The sequence below is a fragment of the Alkalihalobacillus sp. FSL W8-0930 genome (genome assembly GCA_037965595.1).
Taxonomy (GTDB): Bacteria; Bacillota; Bacilli; order Bacillales; family Bacillaceae_D; genus Alkalicoccobacillus.
Window position 1 is genome coordinate 840284 of sequence record CP150183.1, and the last position, 22347, is coordinate 862630.

Consider the following 22347-nt stretch of genomic DNA (forward strand, 5'->3'; position numbering starts at 1 on the left):
TACAATGGATGTAGTTCTCTCTTCTAAAAGAGATGAACAGTCTCGGGAGGAACGTAATGAAGTCAGAACACATGAAGATACCACAAGCAACAGCTAAAAGACTTCCGCTTTATTATCGGTTTTTGGAGAACTTACACGCTTCAGGGAAACAACGAGTGTCATCTACAGAATTGAGCGAAGCGGTTAAAGTGGATTCTGCAACAATTAGACGAGATTTTTCGTATTTTGGTGCATTAGGAAAGAAGGGATATGGTTATAATGTAAATTATTTGTTATCATTCTTTCGCGAAACATTAGACCAAGATGATTTAACGAAGGTAATGCTGGTTGGAGTCGGGAATTTAGGCACAGCATTTCTACACTATAACTTTTTTAAAAATAATAATACTCAAATTGAGATGGCTTTTGATGTTGACCCAGATAAAATAGGAACAGATGTTGGAGGCGTAGAAATCTACGACCTTAACGACTTTGAGGAAAAGCATACAAAAGAAATCACGGTAGCCATTTTAACAGTACCAGCGACAGTCGCTCAGAAGATTGCGGACAGGCTTGTTGCTTCCGGAGTGAAGGCCATTCTGAACTTCACGCCTGCTAGACTAACCGTTCCAGACTCAGTGCGCGTTCACCACATTGACCTTGCAGTTGAATTGCAAGCGCTTGTTTACTTTTTAAAGCACTACCCACTCGATTCACCAGAATAAGGAGGATGAAATAGTTATGCAAATGGGACCATGGAGTATCATTTTAATAGCAATTGTTGCTTTATTAATATTTGGGCCTAAGAAGCTGCCGGAGCTTGGAAAAGCATTTGGCTCTAGCTTAAGAGAATTCAAAAATGCAACAAAAGGTCTTGCAGATGATGAAGAAGAAAAGAAACGTGAGAAAGACCAAGCTTAATCTAAGGATGGATCTTATATGAAAGAACAGGACATGTCCATATGGGCCCACCTTGAAGAATTAAGGCGAAGACTCTTTGTCGTCCTCGCCTTTTTTATTGTGGCGCTAATAATCGGATTCTTTATTTCATCACCCCTCATCACGTTACTACAGCAAACACCTGAAGCACGCGATTTACCAATGAACGCTTTTAAGATGACGGATCCACTTCGTATTTTTATGACATTCACGTTAGCGATTGGATTGGTCTTAATCTTTCCAGTGGTTCTTTATCAGCTTTGGGCTTTCGTGAAGCCAGGCTTGCATGAAAAGGAACAAAAGGCTACACTTGCTTATATTCCTATCGCCTTTGTATTGTTTTTAGTTGGCGTTGCATTTGCTTATTTTGTTTTGTTTCCATTTATCCTTTCGTTTATGTCTACCATGGCGGATCGGTTAAATATAACAGAGCAATATGGAATCAATGAATACTTTGCTTTTCTCTTTCAATTAATTTTACCGTTTGGTGCGTTATTCCAATTGCCTGTTGTTGTGATGTTTTTAACGAGAATTGGTCTACTTACACCTGACTTTTTACGTACAATCCGCAAGTATGCTTACTTTGTCTTATTAGTCATTGCTGGGTTTATAACACCACCAGATTTATTTTCACATTTAATGGTAACCGTTCCGTTACTGTTACTCTACGAATTTAGTATTTGGCTTTCTAAGCTGACCTATCGTAAGTACAAATTAACTGAAGACGTAGCCGAAAAGAAGCAATCAGATTAAAAATAGAAACGATATGGAGATGTGATTAGCCATGAATACAGTCAATCAATCATTATATGAATTTTTGCAAGAGCGAACTAAAGAAGTGACTGAGACATGGTTTAAAACGCTTGAAGAAGATGATGTAGATTCTGTCTATTCGGTAAAGGATGCCGATTCCATCTATAAGCTTATGCAGCAAAATGAAGAATACATAAAGAATCTGACTCGTCTTTTTATCACACCAACTTCTGAAGTACACAACCGTATCCTAAGCTGGATTGGTGACATTGGAAGTGATCGGGCTCATCTACAAACACCTCTAAATCAAATGTTTCGTGAGTTTGTTCGGACGAGAGATATTTTTCTGTCATACATTGAGAAGTTTGTTGAAAAGAGTTCAGTTGAGGTAACAAAAGAACAGCACGACGAATGGAAACATCAAGTTGTCAAAACTCTTGATTTCACAATTCAACATTTTATTAAGAAGATTGATACAAATACAACCGTTCAATTAGAAGCGCAGAAGGAAATGATTAACGAACTTAGTTCCCCTGTTATTCTTCTACAAAATAGCAGTGCACTCCTGCCACTTGTAGGAGATATTGACACGGCTCGTGCAAAATCTATTCTAGAAAATACGCTTGCACAATGTGCAGAAAAGGGCGTAGATCACTTGTATCTAGACTTATCTGGAGTTGTGATCATTGATACAATGGTTGCGAATGAAATCTTTCAATTAATCTCTGCTTTGTCCATTATCGGAGTAAGAACCACATTATCTGGTATCCGCCCTGAAATTGCACAAACAGCCGTTCAATTAGGACTTTCATTCGATCAGATTCGAATTAAATCTACACTTGCTCAAGCGTTGGCTGAGAAATAATCTGTATGAGACTGATCATCCTTAAATAGGATGATCAGTCTTTTTGTTTTTAAGTCTAGCTCCTTACCTTAAAATAGTTTGTGAAATTATGAACAAAGTTTGTCATTCTTCTCCAGACCCACACAAATCAAATGAAATCGCTTATACTATGAGTAGAAAGAGAATGTGAAACACTTCACATAATACAAAACAAGGAGGAATTCATATGTTTATTCGATTTTTAAGAGAAAGTAAATGGGCTTCTGGAATACTGGCATTCTTACGTTTGTATCTAGGGTGGACCTGGTTAACTTCAGGTCTTGGAAAAGTAACTGGAGAATTTTCTGCAGGAGGATTTTTGCAAGCAGCTGTGACCAATCCTGTAGTAAAAGGTGAAGAAGTCGTGTATCCATTCTATGTGAGCTTTCTTGAGAATGTCGCATTACCATATGAAGGACTCTTTAGCACTGTTGTTGCTTGGGGAGAAATTTTAGTAGGTCTTGGATTAATCTTAGGATTTTTAACTACTGCGGCTGCATTCTTCGGAATCGTGATGAATCTATCATTTTTACTAGCGGGAACTGTATCTGTGAACCCGATCATGATCGTACTCGGATTCATTATTTTAGTAGCGGGAGTGAATGCAGGTAGGTTTGGATTAGATCGATACATCCTCCCATTTATAAAACGAAAATGGAACAAAAAAGATAAGCATATAGATCGTCTAGACACTAGAGCTGGACAACCGGCTTAATTGTTTAAACCGGCACAAAACTAAAAATTAATGAGAGAATGGCGAATGATTAGATTATGAATCATTCGCCATTCGTGGTTTTTAGAAAAACAGCGGAAGGAGAACCCGAGACTCCTACGGAACAGAACGTGGTGAAGACACTGCAGCGGCGTCCTTTCGGCGGGTAGGCTGAGGCCGTTCCCGGCGGGTGCGAGGGACTCTTCTTTAGCGGATTATTTGCTATATTCGTTTTTTACCCGCTACATTCAAGTTATGTCCCGCTCTCTTTTCTATATGAAATAATAAAAGATGTTTTGAAAAAATGTGGGAGGGTATATAAAATCATGATAATACATTTGGAGGAATGAGCGATGAATAAACTTCACGTTTGGATTCCGCTTTTTTTTATGGTCTGTTTGATTGGTTCAATTAGTAGTGAGCCTGTAACCACCAGTGTGCAATCTGATGAGTATACATCTTCATATCAAATAAATGAACATTCACAACAACAAAGAGCGGCTTCTACTGAGGCAGTAAGTACACAAACACTTGTATTTAAAGATGAAATAACGGAGGAACCAACAAGAGAACGGGAGTCTACTCATAGAGAACATCTGATGAATAATTGGTCTATTGTTATAAATGAATTATCAAAAAAGAAAACAAAAATCGCATACGATGAACTATAACAAAAAAGCCCATCTCCACTTTGGAAAAGGGCTTTTATGTATGATTTTGAATTAATCTTTCTTTTGCATGTTTTTGATGGTCTTTCTGAGGATAAGGAAACGGAAAGCCATATAAAAATCATAGGCCGCTAAAGCAGCTAGCAACACATTAATAAAGGTCCAACCGTTTCGACTAACGCTGTTTGAAGTTAGAATGGTTATAAACACTCCAAGTAGAATATAAAAGGTTGCAACAAAGATTGGAGAAAAACCTCTCATATTACCCTCCAATCAAACGCAAGATCACGGATGCGTCAAGATTAGATAGTTGTTCAGCTTGCTCGAGAATACGTTGAATTTCATCGTAGAATACCACTTGTATAAGGACAACAAATGAATTTAATGAAATGTGCGCAATGATTGGAACAATAATTCGTTTACTGATGACATACAAGAAAGCAAAGGCATAGCCCATAGCAAGGTAAACGAGCAAATGCTCAAAATCCCAGTGTGCTGCTGCGAAGATTAATGAGCTAATGGTACTTGCAAAGAAAAAGTTCATCTTCTTATGTAACGAACCAAATAGAACTTTTCGGAACACAATTTCCTCAATAATTGGACCGAGTATCGCAATGACAACCATCATTAGTGGCACGGCTCTGCTTAGTTGCACAAGTGATTCAGTATTGTCCGATCCTGCTTCAATGCCAAAAACAAAGATCTCAATTAAAGCGGCGGCGTACTGAGCGACAAAGACAAGAACTACACCGGTGATTGACCATACGATGGTCATCCCTACACCTGAACGATCACGATCAAGATTTCCTTGACGCATATCAGGCAACAACAATAAGAAAATAATTAACGTACCTATTACGTAGCTTGCAACAGTTGAATATCCAATTAACACATTAGCTTCTGTTATCCCAAGTGCTTGAAAAAGAAACACGAAAGGAACAGCGCCAAAGAGCATGGCTATGAAGGTTACAAGAATAAACCAATACCTAATGTTCAAAACAATTGCTCCTTTTTTGTGGTTTAATCATCTGTTTATTTTATCATAGTCTGTGCAGAAAATCAGAAGGGATGCCTTATGAATATGCCGAATAGAATAAAGAAATACAGGGTATAAGAAGTTGGGCAAAGATAGAAGGATTTCGACAAAAAAAATCGAGTAAATGACTTGCAAAAGATTGCTGGAATGATTATCATAATAAATGTGTTAGCACTCACACCAATCGAGTGCTAATAAAAGACTACTACATAGTACGTAAAGGGAGGGTGTTTTCCTTGTTAAAACCATTAGGTGATCGTATTGTTTTAGAGCAAATCGAAACAGAGGAAACAACAGCAAGCGGAATCGTATTACCGGATTCAGCAAAAGAAAAACCACAAGAAGGTAAGATTGTTGCTGTAGGAGCAGGTCGTGTAACAGATAATGGCGAGCGTGTAGCGCTTGAGCTTAAAGAAGGCGATTCTGTAATCTTCTCAAAATATGCAGGCACAGAAGTGAAATATGAAGGAAAAGACTATTTAATTTTACGCGAGAGCGACATTCTTGCTGTAATTGGCTAATAAAGAGCACATATTTACGATTTTAATTTAGGAGGCTGACAAAATGGCTAAAGATATCAAGTTTAGTGAAGATGCTCGTCGTTCCATGCTTCGCGGAGTAGACGCACTTGCAAACGCTGTTAAAGTAACGCTTGGACCAAAGGGACGTAACGTGGTTCTTGAGAAGAAATTCGGTTCTCCACTTATCACTAATGATGGTGTAACGATTGCAAAAGAAATCGAGCTTGAAGATGCATTCGAAAACATGGGTTCGAAGCTTGTTGCTGAAGTTGCTAGCAAAACCAACGATATCGCTGGTGATGGTACAACAACTGCAACGGTTCTTGCTCAAGCGATGATCCGTGAAGGACTTAAAAACGTAACATCTGGTGCAAACCCAATGGTAATCCGTAAAGGAATTGAAAAAGCAACAGCTGCAGCGGTTCAAGAGCTTCAGAAGATTGCTAAACCAATTGAAGGAAAAGAATCCATTGCACAAGTGGCAGCGATCTCTTCTGGCGATAACGAAGTAGGCCAAATCATTGCAGAAGCAATGGAGCGTGTTGGTAACGATGGCGTTATTACAATCGAAGAATCAAAAGGATTCTCTACAGAGCTTGAAGTTGTAGAAGGTATGCAATTTGACCGTGGCTACTCTTCACCTTACATGGTAACTGACTCTGATAAAATGGAAGCTGTTCTTGAAAATCCGTACATCCTTATTACAGATAAGAAAATCGGTAACATTCAAGAAGTACTACCTGTTCTTGAGCAAGTGGTACAACAAAGCCGTCCAATCTTAATTATTGCTGAGGATGTTGAAGGTGAAGCACTAGCAACTCTAGTTGTGAACAAGCTTCGTGGAACATTTAATGCAGTAGCTGTTAAAGCTCCAGGTTTCGGAGATCGTCGTAAAGCAATGCTTGAAGACATCTCAATCCTAACGGGTGGAGAAGTGATCACTGAAGATCTAGGTCTTGACCTTAAATCAGCAAACATTTCTCAACTTGGTCGCGCAAGCAAGGTTGTTGTGACAAAAGAAAACACAACAATCGTTGAAGGTGCTGGTCAAGCAGACCAAATCGCTAGCCGCGTAAACCAAATCAAAGCTCAGCTAGAAGAAACAACATCTGACTTTGACAAAGAAAAACTTCAAGAGCGTCTTGCTAAGCTTGCAGGCGGAGTAGCTGTTCTTAAAGTGGGTGCGGCAACTGAAACAGAAATGAAAGAGCGTAAGCTTCGTATTGAAGATGCTCTAAACTCTACTCGTGCAGCAGTTGAAGAAGGAATCGTAGCAGGTGGTGGTACTGCACTTGTTAACGTACTTAAAGCTGTTCAAGCAGTAGATGCAGAGGGAGACGAAGCAACGGGTGTGAATATCGTGATCCGTGCTCTAGAAGAGCCAGTTCGTCAAATCGCTCACAACGCTGGTCTTGAAGGATCTGTTATCGTTGAGCGCCTTAAAGGCGAAGAAGTTGGAATTGGCTTCAACGCAGCAACTGGTGAATATGTAAACATGGTTGACTCTGGTATCCTTGATCCAGTTAAAGTAACTCGTTCTGCACTTCAAAACGCATCAAGCGTATCTGCAATGCTTCTTACAACAGAAGCTGTAATCGCTGATAAGCCAGAAGAAAACGCTGGCGGCGGAATGCCTGACATGGGCGGTATGGGTGGAATGGGCGGAATGCCTGGAATGATGTAATAAACCATTGATGTACAGGGCATATCTGTAAGCCAATGGATTGAAGAAGCCTTCGTTATTTGTTAACGGAGGCTTCTTTTTATCTAGAACACCAAAAAAAGCGAATAGGCAGCCACCTATTCGCTTTTTTCTATGAAACCTCTTCGACAGACCAATAATAGCCTGGCTTAGAGTAGTTATTTAATTTTTTCATTAGTCGTTCTGCCTCGACGAATTCCGTAAAGGATTTGTCCAAATGGCTGTTCGGTGCCTTTAAGGTTTTCGTTTCACCGTCAAATGTACGTACAATTCGATACAAACGGATCAACTCCCTCATACAGCCTTCGTTAGCTGTAACCCAATTGTCTCATACAAAAATATGATTAGATAGGGTGCATCTTGACTAATATTGTCTAAAAGCAAGGAATAGCAAAATTTAATGTTCTTTTAAATCTTCACATGTACATCCTTTGTCATTTTCCGTACGAATGTCATCGTTCCGAGTACAAGTAATGCGATTAAAGGTAGAGAGATGAACGGAGAGAGATCAACAACAGGTAAGAAATTCAAGACTGTTGATTCATTTTCACCTAGAAGATAATCATGAAAGGCAACAACAACGATGGCTATTCCTATAAATACAGCTCCAAAGATCCAATGATATCTATGGAATGCGGCCATGATCAACCAGCCAAGGAAATAGTACAAAAGAAAACGTAAAAGTAGAGAAAGGAATAATGCGAACGTAATAGAGATAGATCCACCTGTGTCTAATCCAAGCTGCGGAAAAAGCATGTCTTCAAAAAGGAAGGTAGTGATTAATGTAATAGCCGATAACATTATGCTATACAAAACGGCTGAAGCAGAAACCCCGACAAAATAATCTTTTCTCGAGATCCCATTCGAAACACCATAAGAAAGCAAACCCATATTCATGATGCCAAGGATTAACATATAAAATTGTGTAGCTTGACTGCTTGTGTCGTAAAATGACCAGACGGTTGTTGCAGCGAAAATAATGGCAAGGAAATGGACTACGATTAAGGTAACGAAGAAACCAATTGTCCATTGAGTATAGAATGAATTGAATTTCCGACAGATCAGCTTTGCCTTCGCATTCATTCTGATTCAACTCCTTCTTCTGTTAAATGAATAAATAGATCTTGCAATGTGACAGGGCCAAGCTCTAACCCAGCTTCAGAAGCCGCTTTTCGTTTTTCTGGTGTGATTGAACCATATACCATAGTAGATTTTGTATGGCCAAGCGATTGTTCCTTTAGAGTGGTTAGGCCAGCTGTCCATGCATCCACACGTTCTGCTGTTCCAGTTACAGAGAGACCTTCTGTTAAAAACTCTTCTGTATGTTTGTGTAGGAGTAAGGCTCCTTCTTTTATAATTACTACTTCCTCAAACAACGCATCCATTTCAGAGATTAAATGTGTAGAAAGAATAATCATTCGTGGATGCTCCATGTAATCCCTTAACACTTCCTCATAAAAGATCTCCCTGGCAGGTGCATCCATCCCAAGATAGGCCTCATCAAATATCGTAATCGGACAACGACTGGCAAGACCTAATGTCACAGTTAGGGCGGATTTCATACCACGAGACAGGTTATATACCTTTTGGTTCATCGGAATCTTAAATCGTTTCATTAAATGGTTTGCATAGTCTTCATCAAAGTTTGGTCGAAAATCTTTGCGATCGTTTAGCCACTTTTTAACTTTGTCGTACTCATATTCAAAGGATTCTTCTTTGATAAACGATATCTGTTCCATCGCGAGAGAGTGATCAAAGATGTCTTGGTTGTTTAATTGAAGAGTGCCAGCCGTCTGCTGCCGGTAAGAAGCGAGCAATGAAAGTAAGGACGTTTTGCCTGCAGAATTGCGTCCAAGCAGACCAATAATTTTGTGGCCACTAAGTTCAAATGATAGATCCTTGAGAATCAATTTTGAACCAATGGTAAGAGAAAGATTATTTGCTTTTATAGTAGGTTCAGTCATGATCGTTCCTCCCTTTTAAGTCGTCCATCATTGATTTAATTTCCTGCTCAGAGATGCCAAGTCGGTTCGCTTCCTGCAGCATGCTCCACACATATTCTTCTTGGAACGTACGCTTTCTCATGCTTCGTAACTTCTCACGTGCCCCTTCTGCAACAAACATTCCGACCCCTCTTTTCTTAAATAGAATCCCGTTGTCCACTAACTCATTGACGCCCTTAAGTACGGTTTGAGGATTGATTTTGTAATACGCCACAAGTTGGTTCGTGGAAGGTGCTTTCTCTCCCTCAGGAAGAATGCCCTCAACAATATCTTCTTCGATCATTTCCTTTATCTGCTGAAAGATCGGTCGATTCTCATCTAATTTCGAACGCACAATGTAAGCACCTCCTGTTATATACTATGATGGTTAGTTGGTTGTGTGTATAACCATATAACGAAGGAGTAAGATTGTCAATACTTGAACTTAGGGCATTTGCACATGTGCTATAGGCGATTCCCTAATGTGAAAGATCTCGGGGCAAATTCATAATAGAGATATGATCAGATACTGTAAACAGGCTTCTTCCATGTGTGACTGAACCTAAGGAGTGAGAGCGATATGAAACGAAAAATGGGGTTAAACTTCTTTAAACCTAAAGAAAGCTATTCAAACAATTGGTCTATTCTTGAAGAGAAAAATAGAGATTGGGAGAATATGTACCGTCAAAGATGGTCACACGATAAAGTGATTCGTACAACACATGGAGTGAATTGTACGGGATCATGTAGCTGGAAGGTGTTCGTTAAAAACGGGATTATTACCTGGGAGAATCAACAAATTGATTATCCTTCCTGTGGTCCAGATATGCCGGAATTTGAGCCAAGAGGATGTCCAAGGGGAGCCTCATTCTCGTGGTATGAGTACAGTCCATTACGTGTCAAGTATCCATACATGAGAGGGAAGCTATGGAGACTTTGGAAGGAAGCAAGGAAGACCTATTCATCTCCAGTGCGAGCTTGGGCGAGTATTGTAGAGTCACCTGAGAAAGCTCAGCAGTATAAACAGGCCAGAGGGAAGGGCGGTCATATTCGTGTGAAATGGGATGACGCGCTTGAACTGATTTCAGCGCAACTTATCTATACCATTCAAACTTATGGACCAGATCGAATTGCTGGGTTTACACCCATTCCTGCCATGTCGATGGTCAGTTATGCGTCAGGAGCAAGGTTCTTATCCCTTTTAGGAGGACAAATGCTCAGTTTCTATGATTGGTACGCAGATCTTCCACCTGCTTCACCACAGATTTGGGGTGAGCAAACCGACGTACCCGAATCCTCTGACTGGTATAACGCAGGGTATCTGATGATGTGGGGTTCAAATGTACCGTTAACGAGAACGCCTGATGCTCATTTTATGACAGAGGTTCGTTATAAGGGAACGAAAGTAGTATCAGTGGCTCCCGACCATGCTGAAAATGTTAAGTTTGCTGATAACTGGCTAGCTCCAAATCCAGGAACTGATGCAGCGTTGGCTCAAGCAATGACACATGTAATTTTGGACGAATTCTATCAAAAAAGGCAAGAACCTATGTTTACAAACTACGCGAAGCAGTATACAGACATGCCGTTTCTCATTCTTCTTGATAGGCATGAAGGTTCATATAAAGGTGGGCGGTTCTTACGGGCAAGTGATCTAGGAACAGAAGCTGACCATGCTGATTGGAAGCCCGTTATTTTCGATGAGGCAACTGATAAAGAGATCGTTCCAAATGGGACTATGGGTCAAAGATGGGAGAAAAAAGGTAACTGGAATTTGAAGCTAGAAAATGAAGATGGAACCATTATAAAGCCAGCATTAAGTGTAGAAGGTCATCAAGAAAGATGGGTAGAAATCGTTTTTCCATATTTTGATAACGCAGGAAACGGTGTCTTCAAACGAATGATCCCTGCAAAGCAGGTCACTCTTACTGATGGTACAGTTCGTTATGTCGCAACAGTTTATGACTTAATGATGAGTCAATACGGGGTGGCGCGGAAAGAGAGTGAATACAATGCCGAAAATTATTATGACGCGACTTCAATTTATACGCCTGCCTGGCAAGAAAAGATTACGAGTGTTAAGGCATCTGTGGTTGTCCAAATTGCACAGGAATTCGCTCAGAATGCTTTAGATACGGGCGGCAGATCCATGATTATTATGGGGGCGGGCATTAATCATTGGTTTAATAGTGATACCATCTATCGTTCCATCTTAAATCTTGTCATGCTAACGGCATCTGAAGGGGTCAATGGAGGAGGTTGGGCTCACTACGTTGGGCAAGAGAAGTGTCGTCCAATTGAAGGTTGGTCAACGATTGCATTTGCAAAAGACTGGCAAGCAACAGCTAGACAGCAAAACGCAACATCTTTCTTTTATTTTGCGACAGAACAATGGCGGTATGAAGATAGTGGGACGGAGTCGTTAAAGTCACCTACTGCGGGTAAGCTTCATTATCAGCATCCTGCTGATTACAATGTTCTGGCTGCAAGGCTTGGGTGGTTGCCTTCCTATCCGCAGTTCAACAAGAACAGTTTGACTTTTGCGGAGGACGCAGCTAAAAAAGGTATAAAATCAAATCAATCAATTATCGATTACACAGTAGAACAAGTGAAATCCAGAAATACCTCATTCTCTATTGAAGACCCAGGTGCAGCTGTGAACTTCCCACGTTCATTATTTATTTGGAGGTCTAATCTTATATCGAGTTCAGCTAAAGGTCAGGAATACTTTATGAAGCATTTACTTGGGACATCAGATGGGTTACTTGCGGAGCCGAATACGAGGGAGAGGCCAGAAGAAATAAAGTGGAGAGATGATGTGGAAGGAAAGCTAGACTTAATGGTTGCTCTTGATTTTCGGATGACCTCTACTCCTCTCTATGCAGATATTGTCCTACCAGCAGCAACTTGGTATGAAAAGACAGATTTATCTTCAACAGATATGCATCCATTTGTGCACCCGTTTAATCCAGCGGTTAATCCGCTTTGGGAGTCAAAGTCTGACTGGGATATTTATAAAAAGCTTGCAGAAACCTTCTCTAAGATGGCTGAAGATGAATTACCTGGTGTATATAAAGATGTCGTCACCACACCATTGGCTCATGACACACAGAGTGAAATCTCACAGCCAATGGGTCTTGTGAAGGACTGGACAAAGGGCGAGATAGATGCAATTCCCGGGAAAACAATGCCGAACTTCTCCATTGTCGAGCGTGATTACACTAAAATCTCCGATAAATTCACAACACTTGGTCCAAATCTAGCAAAAGGAAAGGTTGGCGCGCATGGAGTAAGCTTCTCCGTTTCTGATGAGTATGAGGAGTTAAAGCAGATGAATGGTACACATGGAGGAGATTCAATTAAGAGCGGTTTACCTAAGCTTGAGACTGCTCGTAATGCAGCCGATACAATGCTCCACCTCTCTTCTGCTACAAACGGTCGTGTCTCACAAAAGGCATATGTTGAAGCAGAACGAGATTCAGGGGTTCCTTTAAAGGATATCTCCAGTGATCGTGCAGCTGAGAAAATTACGTTCCAAAACATTACTGTACAGCCGAGAGAAGTGATTCCAACGCCTGTGTTTAGTGGATCAAATAAGCTAGGGCGCAGGTATTCTCCTTTTACAACAAGCATTGAGAGACTTGTACCTTTTCGTACGTTAACGGGCCGTCAGCATTTTTATATTGATCACGAGGTCTTTCTTCAATACGGAGAGTCATTGCCTATTTATAAACCAACGCTTCCACCAATGGTTTTTGGCACAAGTGACAAGAAAGTAAAAGGTGGAGTAGACACATTAGTATTACGTTATCTAACTCCTCATGGAAAGTGGAACATTCACTCCACGTACCAGGACAATCAGCATATGCTAACTCTATTTCGTGGAGGTCCAACAGTTTGGATTAGTAATGAGGATGCTAAGGCACACGATATTGAGGATAATGATTGGCTTGAAGTGTATAACCGGAATGGCGTGGTAACGGCGAGAGCCGTTGTGAGTCATCGGATGCCAAGAGGAACCATGTTCATGTATCATGCCCAGGATAAGCATATTCAAGTACCTGGCTCTGGTATTACAGATACTCGCGGCGGTAGTCATAATGCCCCAACACGTATTCATCTTAAACCAACACAGATGGTTGGAGGGTATGCTCAATTAAGCTATGGGTTTAATTACTATGGTCCAATTGGAAACCAAAGAGATGTGTATGTGGCAGTACGTAAAATGAAGGAGGTTGATTGGCTTGAAGATTAAGGCACAAGTCGCAATGGTGATGAATTTGGACAAGTGCATCGGCTGTCATACGTGTAGTGTAACGTGTAAAACAACCTGGACGAATAGAAAAGGTGCGGAATATGTCTGGTTTAATAATGTAGAAACAAAGCCAGGTATCGGATATCCGAAAAGGTGGGAGGATCAGGAGCAGTATAAAGGAGGATGGCAACTACGGAAAGGGAAGCTTGAACTAAAGTCAGGTAACACTCTTTCAAAAGTTGCGCTGGGTAAGATCTTCTATAACCCGGATATGCCAGAAATGAAAGACTACTATGAGCCGTGGACATACAACTACGAGCACTTAACAAACACAGGTGAGAAAAAGCATTCTCCTGTAGCGAGGGCCCACTCTGCTGTTACTGGGGAAAAAATGGAACCTAAGTGGGGACCGAACTGGGAAGATGACCTGGCTGGTGCTCATATAACTGGTCCAGAGGATCCGAACATCAAGAAGATCGAAGAAGAGATCAAATTTAATTTTGAAAAGTCTTTTATGATGTATCTGCCAAGACTGTGTGAGCACTGCTTAAATCCTAGCTGTGTAGCATCCTGTCCATCGGGAGCTATGTACAAACGAGATGAAGACGGCATTGTTTTAGTTGACCAGGATGCTTGTCGCGGTTGGCGTTATTGTATGACTGGATGTCCATATAAGAAGGTTTACTTTAACTGGCAAACAAATAAGGCAGAGAAATGTACCTTTTGTTTTCCTAGAGTGGAAGCAGGAATGCCTACCGTTTGCTCCGAAACCTGCACTGGCCGTATTCGGTATCTAGGCGTCTTATTATATGATGCTGATCGTGTTTCTGAAGTAGCTTCTATAGAAGATGAACAAGCATTGTATCAGGCTCAATGTGATTTATTCATTAATCCAAATGATCCAGAAATGATTAAGCAAGCAAAAAAAGACGGGATCTCAGAAGATTGGATTGAAGCCGCGCAGCAATCGCCTATTTATAAGTTAGCGATTGAACACCAGCTGGCCTTCCCGTTACATCCAGAGTACCGTACACTTCCAATGGTCTGGTATGTACCACCACTTAGTCCGATTATGAATTACTTTGAAGGTAAGAATTCGATTCAGAATCCAGACTTATTGTTTCCGGCTGTTGATGAAATGAGAACACCCATACAGTATTTAGCAAATATGCTAACCGCCGGTGATACAAAAACGGTCAAGCAGTCTCTTCAACGAATGGCAATGATGAGATCTTATATGAGAGCTAAAACAACAGGTGCTTCATTTGATACTAGTCAGTTGAATCGTTTAGGAATGACACCGGAGCAGACAGAAGAGATGTATCGATTACTTGCGATCGCAAAGTATGAGGACCGTTTTGTGATACCGAGCTCTCACAAGGAGAATCATGCTTCTAACCCATACCGTGCACAAGGGATGGAAGGTTTTGATCAGCATGGCATGGGAGGATGGGGAAATGAATCAGGAGGATGCTCTGGGTGTGGGCCTGCTTCATTAATTGAATCTGAGATAAGTCCAAAATCTTCTACTCAAGACAGAGCATACGGTGAGAACTTCTATGGAGGGATCTGGCGTGATTGATTTACAGCGTTTAGCCACATATAAGACGTCCTTTGCATTTTTTAGCAGACATCTAATCTATCCAGACAAGATAGATTTTCACCCTTCTTTGCTGGAAGAAGCATTTGATGAGAATCATCCTTCCATTTTTTCTATACAAACGTACTGGTCTCTTATGCATCAGTATAGCCTTGATGAAATTCAAGAGATGTATACAGCTACATTTGATTTTGAAAAAAACAACACGCTATTTATGACGTATCACAAATTTGAAGATGGAAAAGAACGAGGGCAGATGCTAGCACAAATCAAAGCAATTTATGAGATGTTTGAGCTTGATATGGAAACAACGGAATTATCGGACTACCTTCCCCTCATTTGTGAGTTTTTCTATGTGGCGAATTGGGATCAAAAGCTATGGTCTACAAAGTTTTTAGGGCTTCTTTTAGCCGTTCTGGAGGATGGTACCTTTCATTTAAGCCAATCACTAAAAAAACAAGACAGTCCTTATTATTATTTAATTCAAGGGTTACGAGAATGCTTTAAATCTTGTATCCAGGTGGAGGCATCCAACCATGAGCGCACTTAACCAATTTCTTTGGGTGATTTATCCTTATCTTTGTCTGGCAGTATTCTTTTTTGGTCATATCATTAGGTATCGGTATGACCGGTTTCACTGGACGGCTAAGTCTAGTGAGTTTATTGAGAAGAGACAATTGATGATTGGAAGTTTGCTTTTTCATATTGGAATTATTCCAGTTATATTCGGTCATGTTGGTGGATTATTTGTTCCTAGAGAATGGATGCAAGCTATCGGTGTAAATGACCACATCTATCATATCGGTGCAATATATATAGGAGGACTGTTTGGGTTTGTTACACTGATTGGAATGTTTATCTTAACTTTACGCAGATACTCAAAGAAATCAGTACGAAAATTAAGTTCATTCTCTGATCTTGCTGTAAACAGTCTGTTGTTACTTATCATTATACTGGGTATGTACTCAACACTTGTTACGAATGCCGTACAGCCTGATTTTGATTACAGGAGCACCATATCCATTTGGTTTAGAGGGTTGTTTTTGTTTAATCCAGATGGAGTTCTCATGCAAGAGGTGCCTCTATCTTTTAAATTTCACATTATAGCAGGGTTTGGTATCTTTGCTTTTTGGCCTTTTACTAGACTCGTTCACGTTTGGAGCGTACCATTGAATTACATTGGAAGAAGTTATATTCTTTATAGAAAGCATAAATTGTAAGGTAGGCTATTCTATCTTAGAGGGAGATTCAAAATATGACTGAAAAAATGGTATACAGTTCCTTGTTAAGACGTATACAAGATGAGTTATCGTGTGACCTTGTCGCTATCGCTCTAGTAGAATCAGCCGAGAAGCAATATGTTTTAAAGTGGAGATATACAATGGGACAAGTGAACGATCGATTAAAGAACATTGTCTTGCAAACAGGTAAAGGGATTGCAGGAGAAGTATTTAAAACGGGAAAGCCCTGTTTGATTAAAGATGTGTCAACTTTTGCTCGTAAGAACGAACTGTTTAACTATCCAATACTCTTTTTGGAAAACTTAAAGAGTATCGGAGCCATCCCGTTATGGCAAAACGATCGAGTAATTGGTGTGATGCTTGCCGGCTATCGTGCACCAAATCTCATGAATGAGGGTGGCATTTCACAAATGTTGAAAAAGGTTGAAGAAGAAGCAACCACGTTAACAGAGTGAAGGAGTTACAAATGAATATTTCTACAAATGATGACCTATCCAATCTGATGACTAAGCTCTTTGAACATAGTACGGATCTCATCTTTTTCTTTGATCAGATGGGAACTATTACAACAATGAATCCAGCGGCAGAACAAATCATTGATGATCACATGATAAGTCAAATTAAAAGTCAAGCAGATCATGCAATTTGCCAAGTGTGTATGGGTTATACGAGTGAGACAGAATCGAGAACATGTAGGGATTGTTACTTATCAGCTACTGACACAAAAGATTTTTCATCTTTTCAGGTATATCTCACAACAAAAGAAAAGGGAATTGTGCCCTATATGGCTTCCTTTCAAACGATCGATGAAGTAGCAGGTACAAGAATTTTACTACTTAGAGATCAATCGACTCAGTATGAAACACAAGCAAAGCTTCATCAAAATATGTTAACAAAGCATGTTATAAAGGCTCAAGAAAATGAGAGAAAGCGAATTTCTAGAGAACTACATGATAGTGTGGCCCAAGAGATTTTAGGGGCATTGGTGGATTTGAGGGTCATGAAGTACATGACGAATGAACAAAACGTGTTGGATAAAGTGGAAAACACAAAAGGTGTTCTAACAAGACTGCTAGATGATATTCGAGACTTATCTGTTGAACTGCGTCCACTGGCATTAGATGATTTTGGTCTTGAAGCAGCATTTCGCTCTCATTTCAAACGAATTGAACAAAGATATGGGTGGAAAATTCTTTTTCAATCAACCAATGAGAATAATCGGTATGAGCCTGAAGTTGAAACAGTAGTTTACCGAATTTGCCAGGAGGCAGTCATGAATGCCATTAAATACTCTGGCGTGGGAGAAATCTTTGTTTCTCTTATTGATAAGGATAGAGAGTTAGTATTAACGGTTACAGATCAAGGCGTAGGATTTCATCACGAAGATCAACCACAAGGGACAGGGTTGGGTCTATATGGAATGAAAGAACGGGCTGAATTAGTATCAGGGAAGTGTACAGTGACAACAGAAGTAGGAAAAGGCACAAAAGTCCATCTTCAGGTGCCAATTAGAAAGTGGGGGGGGAAGTAATGCGGATCATTATCGCAGACGATCATGCTATTGTCAGAAGTGGTTTTTCAATGATTTTGAATTATCAAGATGATATGGAAGTGATAGGATTGTGTGCTGATGGGATAGAAGCCTATCAAATGGTAGCAAAATATGAGCCCGATCTGTTACTAATGGACCTAAGTATGCCTCCGGGAGAGAGCGGACTCATTGCAACGGGGAAAATCAAAGAAGACTTTCCACAAACAAAAATCCTGATCCTTACCATGCATGACGATGATGAATATCTTTTTCATGTGTTAAAAAATGGAGCTTCTGGTTATATGCTCAAAAATGCTCCGGATGAAGAACTGCTTCTTGCTATACGTACAATCCATAATGGAGGAACGTATATTCATCCAAATATGACTACCTCTCTTGTTCGAGAGCTAGTGAACCATCATGAGCCATTAACGAATCCCAATGACCCGTTCCATGTATTGTCAAATCGTGAACTTGAAATTCTCCCTCTAATCGCAAAAGGATACGGCAATAAAGATATTGCTCATAAGTTATATATATCTGTTAAAACAGTAGAAGCACACAAGGCGAAAATTATGGAAAAATTACACCTGAAAAGTCGGCCGGAACTAGTAGAATATGCTCTTAAAAACAAACTGTTAACCTTTTAACTCTATATTATTTAATGTTCTGATAATGGGAAAGTACTTGAAAGAACACTCGAATCATAGTAGACTCATATAAAATCAAACGAATAAGAAGAAAATAGCAATCTGTATAACCTCTAGAATACGGCTAGAGGGTCTCTACCAGGAACCATAAAATCCTGATTACAGAAATGGTCTTGATCCATTTTTGTAATCAGGATTTTTTTGTTGTTTTCTCTTTAGAAGGGGAGATAAAAATGAACGTAAAAGTATATATTCTTGCTTTGTCAGTTATTGCTGTTGGGCTGGTTGAACTAATAGTCGGTGGAATTTTACCCACAATTGCAGATGATCTGAATATCTCATTGAGCGCGGCGGGTCAATTGATTACTGTCTTTGCACTTGTCTTTGCAATAGCAGGCCCGATCTTGTTAGTTGTAACAAGCAAAGTAGAAAGAAAATCGTTATACCTTATAACACTACTTGTTTTCTTTCTCGGAAACATCTTGACTTATGTTAGTTCTACGTTTTCATTTATGATGTTTGCTAGAGTTTTAACAGCAGCTAGTACGGCTTTAATTGTTGTATTGTCGCTAACGATGGCTGTAAAAGTCGTTGAACCCCAGCATAAAGCAAAGGCATTAGGTCTCATTTACATGGGCATCAGTTCCTCCTTGGTGTTAGGTGTCCCTGTTGGAATCTTAGTTTCTGATTTATGGGGATGGAGAGTCATCTTTTTAGGAATTGCTGCTTTGTCATTGGGATCAATGGCTCTCATTTACTTTTTCTTAGAGAAGATAGAAGGAGAAACTCAGATTCCATTTTCAAATCAAATAAAAGCACTAGGTCAAACAAAAATGATTGGAGCCCATCTTGCTACCATGTTTATGTTAGCAGGTCACTACACAATCTATGCGTATTTTACGCCCTTCCTAGAAACGAATCTCCAATTGAATTCAACTTGGATCAGTGTGTTTTATTTTATTTTCGGAATCGCTGCAATTAGTGGAGGAGCTTTTGGAGGAATGCTTTCTGACCGAATCGGATCCAGGCCAAGCATTTTAATTGTTATTGGTGCTTTTGCAGTCTCCTTATTTCTATTACCGTTTGCTGCTTCAACCATGATTTTATTTATTCCTGTAATGATTATCTGGGGAGCATTAAGCTGGAGTCTAGCGCCTGCTCAACAAAGCTACATCATTGAAAGTGATCCTGTCACATCAGATATTCAACAAAGCTTTAATAACTCTGCACTACAGATTGGTATTTCGATCGGATCGGCGATCGGTGGATTTGCATTGACCCAAACAGGGTCAGTTAGTTCAAACGCCTTGGTTGGTGGAGGGCTTGTCATACTTGCGTTCTTATGTGCGATCTATTCTTTCACAAGATCAACATCAACGAAAAAAGAAAAACTAGCGGCTTAAAACAAGAGTCCGACAATGTTAGTTGTCGGGCTCTTTTCTATAGAATATGCTAAGATTTAAGTGAGGTGGCAAACATGGAACAGTTAACGTATACCCTTTTAGCTTACATAAACAATTCTTTAGAGAAAGACATCAATGACTCCATTGCGAGAAGCTTTTTGAAACATATTCATAAAATCGAAACGTTTTCTTTAGATTCTATTTCGGAGACGTGTAATGTCGCACCATCAACCATTAATCGCTTCTGTAAACGAATTGGGTTCAGGAATTTTTCTAATCTGCGAAATAGTGTCATCTTATCAAAAAAGACTGATCCAACAGCAGGAAAACCACATCACGTACTGGATGCCTATTTATTCAACAAAAAATTCCAAGAAAATGTGGAATTGATTGACCAGATTTCAATCGAACAGGTAGATCGTCTAGTAGATCGGTTGAAGTTGTCAAAACGAATCGTGATCTTAAGCTTTGAGAAATATCAGATACATACTGTGGAATTACAAAAAAAACTACTCTTACTCGGTAAGTTTTGTGAGTGTTCAACCAATTTGTTTAAACAAATGGAAACCCTAGATGACCTTCTAGAGGATGATTTGGTTATCATGATATCCATTCAAGGGCATTTACTAAAAGAAGAATTGCCACTAATAAAAAAACTCCGGAATTCAAAAGGTCACAAATGGTTAATTACGTTCTCAAACAACCTCGGTGATCAGGCTGAATTCAATGAGGTTATACAATGTGGTTATCCTGAACACAGCGAAGTCAGTAGTCATACATTACTTCGGTTATTTGATGTGTTTGAACATTGGATGTTAGAGCGTTCTTAAGTCATTTCTAGGGGATTCCCGAACGAGGAGCAAGGGACTCCCTAATTTTTTTTCATTTCAATCAAAATTAAAATAGGAGTAGGATGAAGTCCTAAAACTTTTGATTGGAAAAGGTGAGATGATATGAAAAGTAAGATCCAATTACCACTTCAGACATCAAACTTAGTTGTTGGGTTTATGGTATGGGTTATGATCTCTGCGTTAATTCCATTTATTACAGAGGATATTAGAGTGCCACAAGAAGGTCTTGCACTTGTTACAGCGTTGCCTGTTATCTTAGGCTCCATTTTGCGAATTCCCTTTGGATATTATGCAAATGTATTAGGAGCGCGAACTATCTTTCTTTCAAGTTTTATCCTCCTTCTATTCCCCGTTTTTTACTTAAGCGAAGCTACTTCTTTTACTGATTTACTTATAGCTGGTGTTTTTCTTGGAATTGGTGGAGCCGTGTTTTCAGTTGGTGTAACATCCCTGCCAAAATACTATCCAAAAGAGAAACATGGCTTGGTAAACGGAATATACGGGGCTGGTAATATCGGTACGGCCGTCACGACTTTTGCTGCACCTATGATTGCTGTTCATATTGGTTGGTCTCAAACGGTAAAGGTCTATATTGGTATATTACTTCTGTTTATCCTAATGAATGTGTTTTTAGGAGATCGTACCGAAACGAAGGTACAATCACCAATAGCGGATCAAATAAAAGAAGTATATAAAAATGAGAAGCTGTGGTTTTTTTCACTCTTTTATTTTATTACGTTCGGTTCCTTTGTTGCTTTCACCATTTATCTTCCAAATTTCTTGGTTGATCATTTTGGGATTGATAAGGTGGATGCTGGAATGCGAACAGCAGGTTTCATAACATTAGCCACATTTATGCGTCCAATTGGAGGGTGGCTTGGTGACAAGCTCCAGCCTTTTCTTTTATTAATGGGGACCTTTTTGATATACACGATCTCCGCGATTGTTCTTGCCTTTTCTCCATCTATAGGCTTATATACCGTAGGAACTCTTGCAATTGCTGTCTGTGCTGGTATTGGTAACGGTATAATCTTTAAGCTCGTTCCATTGTACTTTTCCAAGCAATCAGGCATTGTGAATGGCATAGTCTCCATGATGGGAGGGCTCGGTGGGTTTTTTCCACCAATCCTTTTATCGTTCATTTTTTCCATGACAGGACACTATTCCATTGGATTTATGTTATTATCTCAACTCTCTCTTGCAAGTCTCGTGATTGTGGTTTGGATGTATTATCAAGGTCGACTCCATCTGGCAGGGGAAGTATTTGATTCTACTGGTCAAGGCATTCTCGTTACTGACGTATCTGGCACCATTAAGAGCGTTAACCCGGCCTTTCAACAGCTCACAGGATTTGATCAATCTGAAGTAATTGGTCAAAAACCAAGTGTCTTAAAGTCAGGTAAACATTCTAAATCCTTTTATGATTTGATGTGGTCGGAAATCAGCAAGAATGGAATGTGGCAAGGAGAGATATGGAACAAACGCAAAAATGGAGAGGATTACTTACAATGGTTAACCATCAGTGAGGTAAAAGACGACAGTGGAAATGTTATACGATACGTAGGAACTTTCTCAGATCTAACACATTATGAACAGTCAGTGGAAGTCGCCTCATCTGAATTAGGTGTAAAAGGTGATTAA

24 protein-coding genes and 1 riboswitch are annotated in these 22347 nt (G+C 39.8%); of the genes, 18 read left to right on the forward strand and 6 right to left on the reverse strand.

From position 1 onward, the window contains the following. Positions 1-56: 56 nt before the first annotated feature. The 6 genes from NSQ54_04505 (at position 57) to NSQ54_04530 (ending at position 3937) form a co-directional block, all read left to right on the forward strand. A complete protein-coding gene (locus NSQ54_04505) occupies positions 57-704 on the forward strand; it encodes a redox-sensing transcriptional repressor Rex (protein WYP27371.1) in 648 nt (215 codons plus the stop codon). A 16-nt stretch (positions 705-720) separates the two neighbouring features. Continuing rightward, a complete protein-coding gene (locus NSQ54_04510; GenBank protein ID WYP27372.1) occupies positions 721-900 on the forward strand; it encodes a twin-arginine translocase TatA/TatE family subunit in 180 nt (59 codons plus the stop codon). A gap of 18 nt (positions 901-918) precedes the next feature. Next, positions 919-1671 carry a twin-arginine translocase subunit TatC gene (gene tatC / locus NSQ54_04515; protein ID WYP27373.1) on the forward strand — a complete coding sequence of 251 codons (753 nt, stop codon included), beginning with the start codon at positions 919-921 and terminating at the stop codon, positions 1669-1671. 31 nt (positions 1672-1702) lie between these two features. Next, positions 1703-2536, forward strand: coding sequence for an STAS domain-containing protein (locus NSQ54_04520; protein ID WYP27374.1), 834 nt, complete (start codon positions 1703-1705; stop codon positions 2534-2536). Between the two features lie 205 nt (positions 2537-2741). Continuing rightward, a complete protein-coding gene (locus NSQ54_04525) occupies positions 2742-3269 on the forward strand; it encodes a DoxX family protein (protein WYP27375.1) in 528 nt (175 codons plus the stop codon). Positions 3270-3619: 350 nt separating this feature from the next. Continuing rightward, on the forward strand, positions 3620-3937 hold the full coding sequence (locus NSQ54_04530; protein ID WYP27376.1) for a hypothetical protein: 318 nt from the start codon (positions 3620-3622) through the stop codon (positions 3935-3937). A 51-nt stretch (positions 3938-3988) separates the two neighbouring features. Here the strand turns inward: NSQ54_04530 and NSQ54_04535 are convergent, their stop codons facing one another. Both NSQ54_04535 and NSQ54_04540 read right to left on the reverse strand, forming a co-directional pair. Continuing rightward, entirely contained in the window at positions 3989-4195 is a 207-nt protein-coding gene (locus tag NSQ54_04535; GenBank protein ID WYP27377.1) for a DUF4305 domain-containing protein, read from the reverse strand. Between the two features lies 1 nt (position 4196). Beyond that, positions 4197-4931 (reverse strand): type II CAAX endopeptidase family protein, encoded by a 735-nt coding sequence (locus NSQ54_04540; protein ID WYP27378.1) that lies wholly within the window; start codon positions 4929-4931, stop codon positions 4197-4199. Between the two features lie 275 nt (positions 4932-5206). Here NSQ54_04540 and groES point away from each other — a divergent pair, with 275 nt between their 5' ends. Next, positions 5207-5491 carry a co-chaperone GroES gene (groES, locus tag NSQ54_04545; GenBank protein ID WYP27379.1) on the forward strand — a complete coding sequence of 95 codons (285 nt, stop codon included), beginning with the start codon at positions 5207-5209 and terminating at the stop codon, positions 5489-5491. 43 nt (positions 5492-5534) lie between these two features. After that, positions 5535-7175, forward strand: a complete 1641-nt coding sequence (groL, locus tag NSQ54_04550; protein ID WYP27380.1) for a chaperonin GroEL — start codon at positions 5535-5537, stop codon at positions 7173-7175. 130 nt (positions 7176-7305) lie between these two features. Here groL and NSQ54_04555 read toward each other — a convergent pair whose 3' ends face one another. The 4 genes from NSQ54_04555 to NSQ54_04570 all read right to left on the reverse strand — a co-directional run bounded on the left by NSQ54_04555 (position 7306) and on the right by NSQ54_04570 (position 9530). Further along, positions 7306-7473, reverse strand: a complete 168-nt coding sequence (locus NSQ54_04555; GenBank protein WYP27381.1) for a hypothetical protein — start codon at positions 7471-7473, stop codon at positions 7306-7308. Between the two features lie 128 nt (positions 7474-7601). Continuing rightward, entirely contained in the window at positions 7602-8276 is a 675-nt protein-coding gene (locus tag NSQ54_04560) for a hypothetical protein (protein WYP27382.1), read from the reverse strand. Further along, positions 8273-9157 (reverse strand): ABC transporter ATP-binding protein, encoded by an 885-nt coding sequence (locus NSQ54_04565; protein ID WYP27383.1) that lies wholly within the window; start codon positions 9155-9157, stop codon positions 8273-8275. Before NSQ54_04565 ends, NSQ54_04560 begins: the two co-directional genes overlap by 4 nt. Continuing rightward, the gene (locus NSQ54_04570) at positions 9150-9530 is read right to left on the reverse strand and encodes a GntR family transcriptional regulator (protein WYP27384.1); all 381 of its coding nucleotides are present in this window, start codon (positions 9528-9530) and stop codon (positions 9150-9152) included. The genes NSQ54_04565 and NSQ54_04570 overlap by 8 nt, the downstream gene beginning before the upstream one ends. 225 nt (positions 9531-9755) lie before the next feature. Between NSQ54_04570 and NSQ54_04575 the strand changes: the two genes are divergently transcribed. The 10 genes from NSQ54_04575 to NSQ54_04620 all read left to right on the forward strand — a co-directional run bounded on the left by NSQ54_04575 (position 9756) and on the right by NSQ54_04620 (position 22347). Beyond that, entirely contained in the window at positions 9756-13430 is a 3675-nt protein-coding gene (locus tag NSQ54_04575) for a nitrate reductase subunit alpha (protein ID WYP27385.1), read from the forward strand. Then, positions 13420-15012, forward strand: a complete 1593-nt coding sequence (narH, locus tag NSQ54_04580; GenBank protein WYP27386.1) for a nitrate reductase subunit beta — start codon at positions 13420-13422, stop codon at positions 15010-15012. Before NSQ54_04575 ends, narH begins: the two co-directional genes overlap by 11 nt. Then, complete coding sequence (locus NSQ54_04585) at positions 15005-15580, forward strand: molecular chaperone TorD family protein (GenBank protein WYP27387.1); 576 nt, start codon at positions 15005-15007, stop codon at positions 15578-15580. The genes narH and NSQ54_04585 overlap by 8 nt, the downstream gene beginning before the upstream one ends. Further along, a complete protein-coding gene (gene narI / locus NSQ54_04590) occupies positions 15567-16250 on the forward strand; it encodes a respiratory nitrate reductase subunit gamma (GenBank protein ID WYP27388.1) in 684 nt (227 codons plus the stop codon). The genes NSQ54_04585 and narI overlap by 14 nt, the downstream gene beginning before the upstream one ends. Before the next feature lie 35 nt (positions 16251-16285). Then, entirely contained in the window at positions 16286-16726 is a 441-nt protein-coding gene (locus tag NSQ54_04595; GenBank protein ID WYP27389.1) for a GAF domain-containing protein, read from the forward strand. Positions 16727-16737: 11 nt separating this feature from the next. Then, complete coding sequence (locus NSQ54_04600) at positions 16738-17802, forward strand: ATP-binding protein (GenBank protein ID WYP27390.1); 1065 nt, start codon at positions 16738-16740, stop codon at positions 17800-17802. Then, positions 17802-18452, forward strand: coding sequence for a response regulator transcription factor (locus NSQ54_04605; GenBank protein WYP27391.1), 651 nt, complete (start codon positions 17802-17804; stop codon positions 18450-18452). Before NSQ54_04600 ends, NSQ54_04605 begins: the two co-directional genes overlap by 1 nt. Positions 18453-18534: 82 nt before the next feature. Beyond that, positions 18535-18634, forward strand: a riboswitch (purine riboswitch). Between the two features lie 51 nt (positions 18635-18685). Further along, positions 18686-19855, forward strand: a complete 1170-nt coding sequence (locus NSQ54_04610; protein ID WYP27392.1) for an MFS transporter — start codon at positions 18686-18688, stop codon at positions 19853-19855. 74 nt (positions 19856-19929) lie between these two features. Further along, a complete protein-coding gene (locus NSQ54_04615; GenBank protein WYP27393.1) occupies positions 19930-20685 on the forward strand; it encodes a hypothetical protein in 756 nt (251 codons plus the stop codon). 123 nt (positions 20686-20808) lie between these two features. Then, positions 20809-22347 (forward strand): MFS transporter, encoded by a 1539-nt coding sequence (locus NSQ54_04620; protein ID WYP27394.1) that lies wholly within the window; start codon positions 20809-20811, stop codon positions 22345-22347.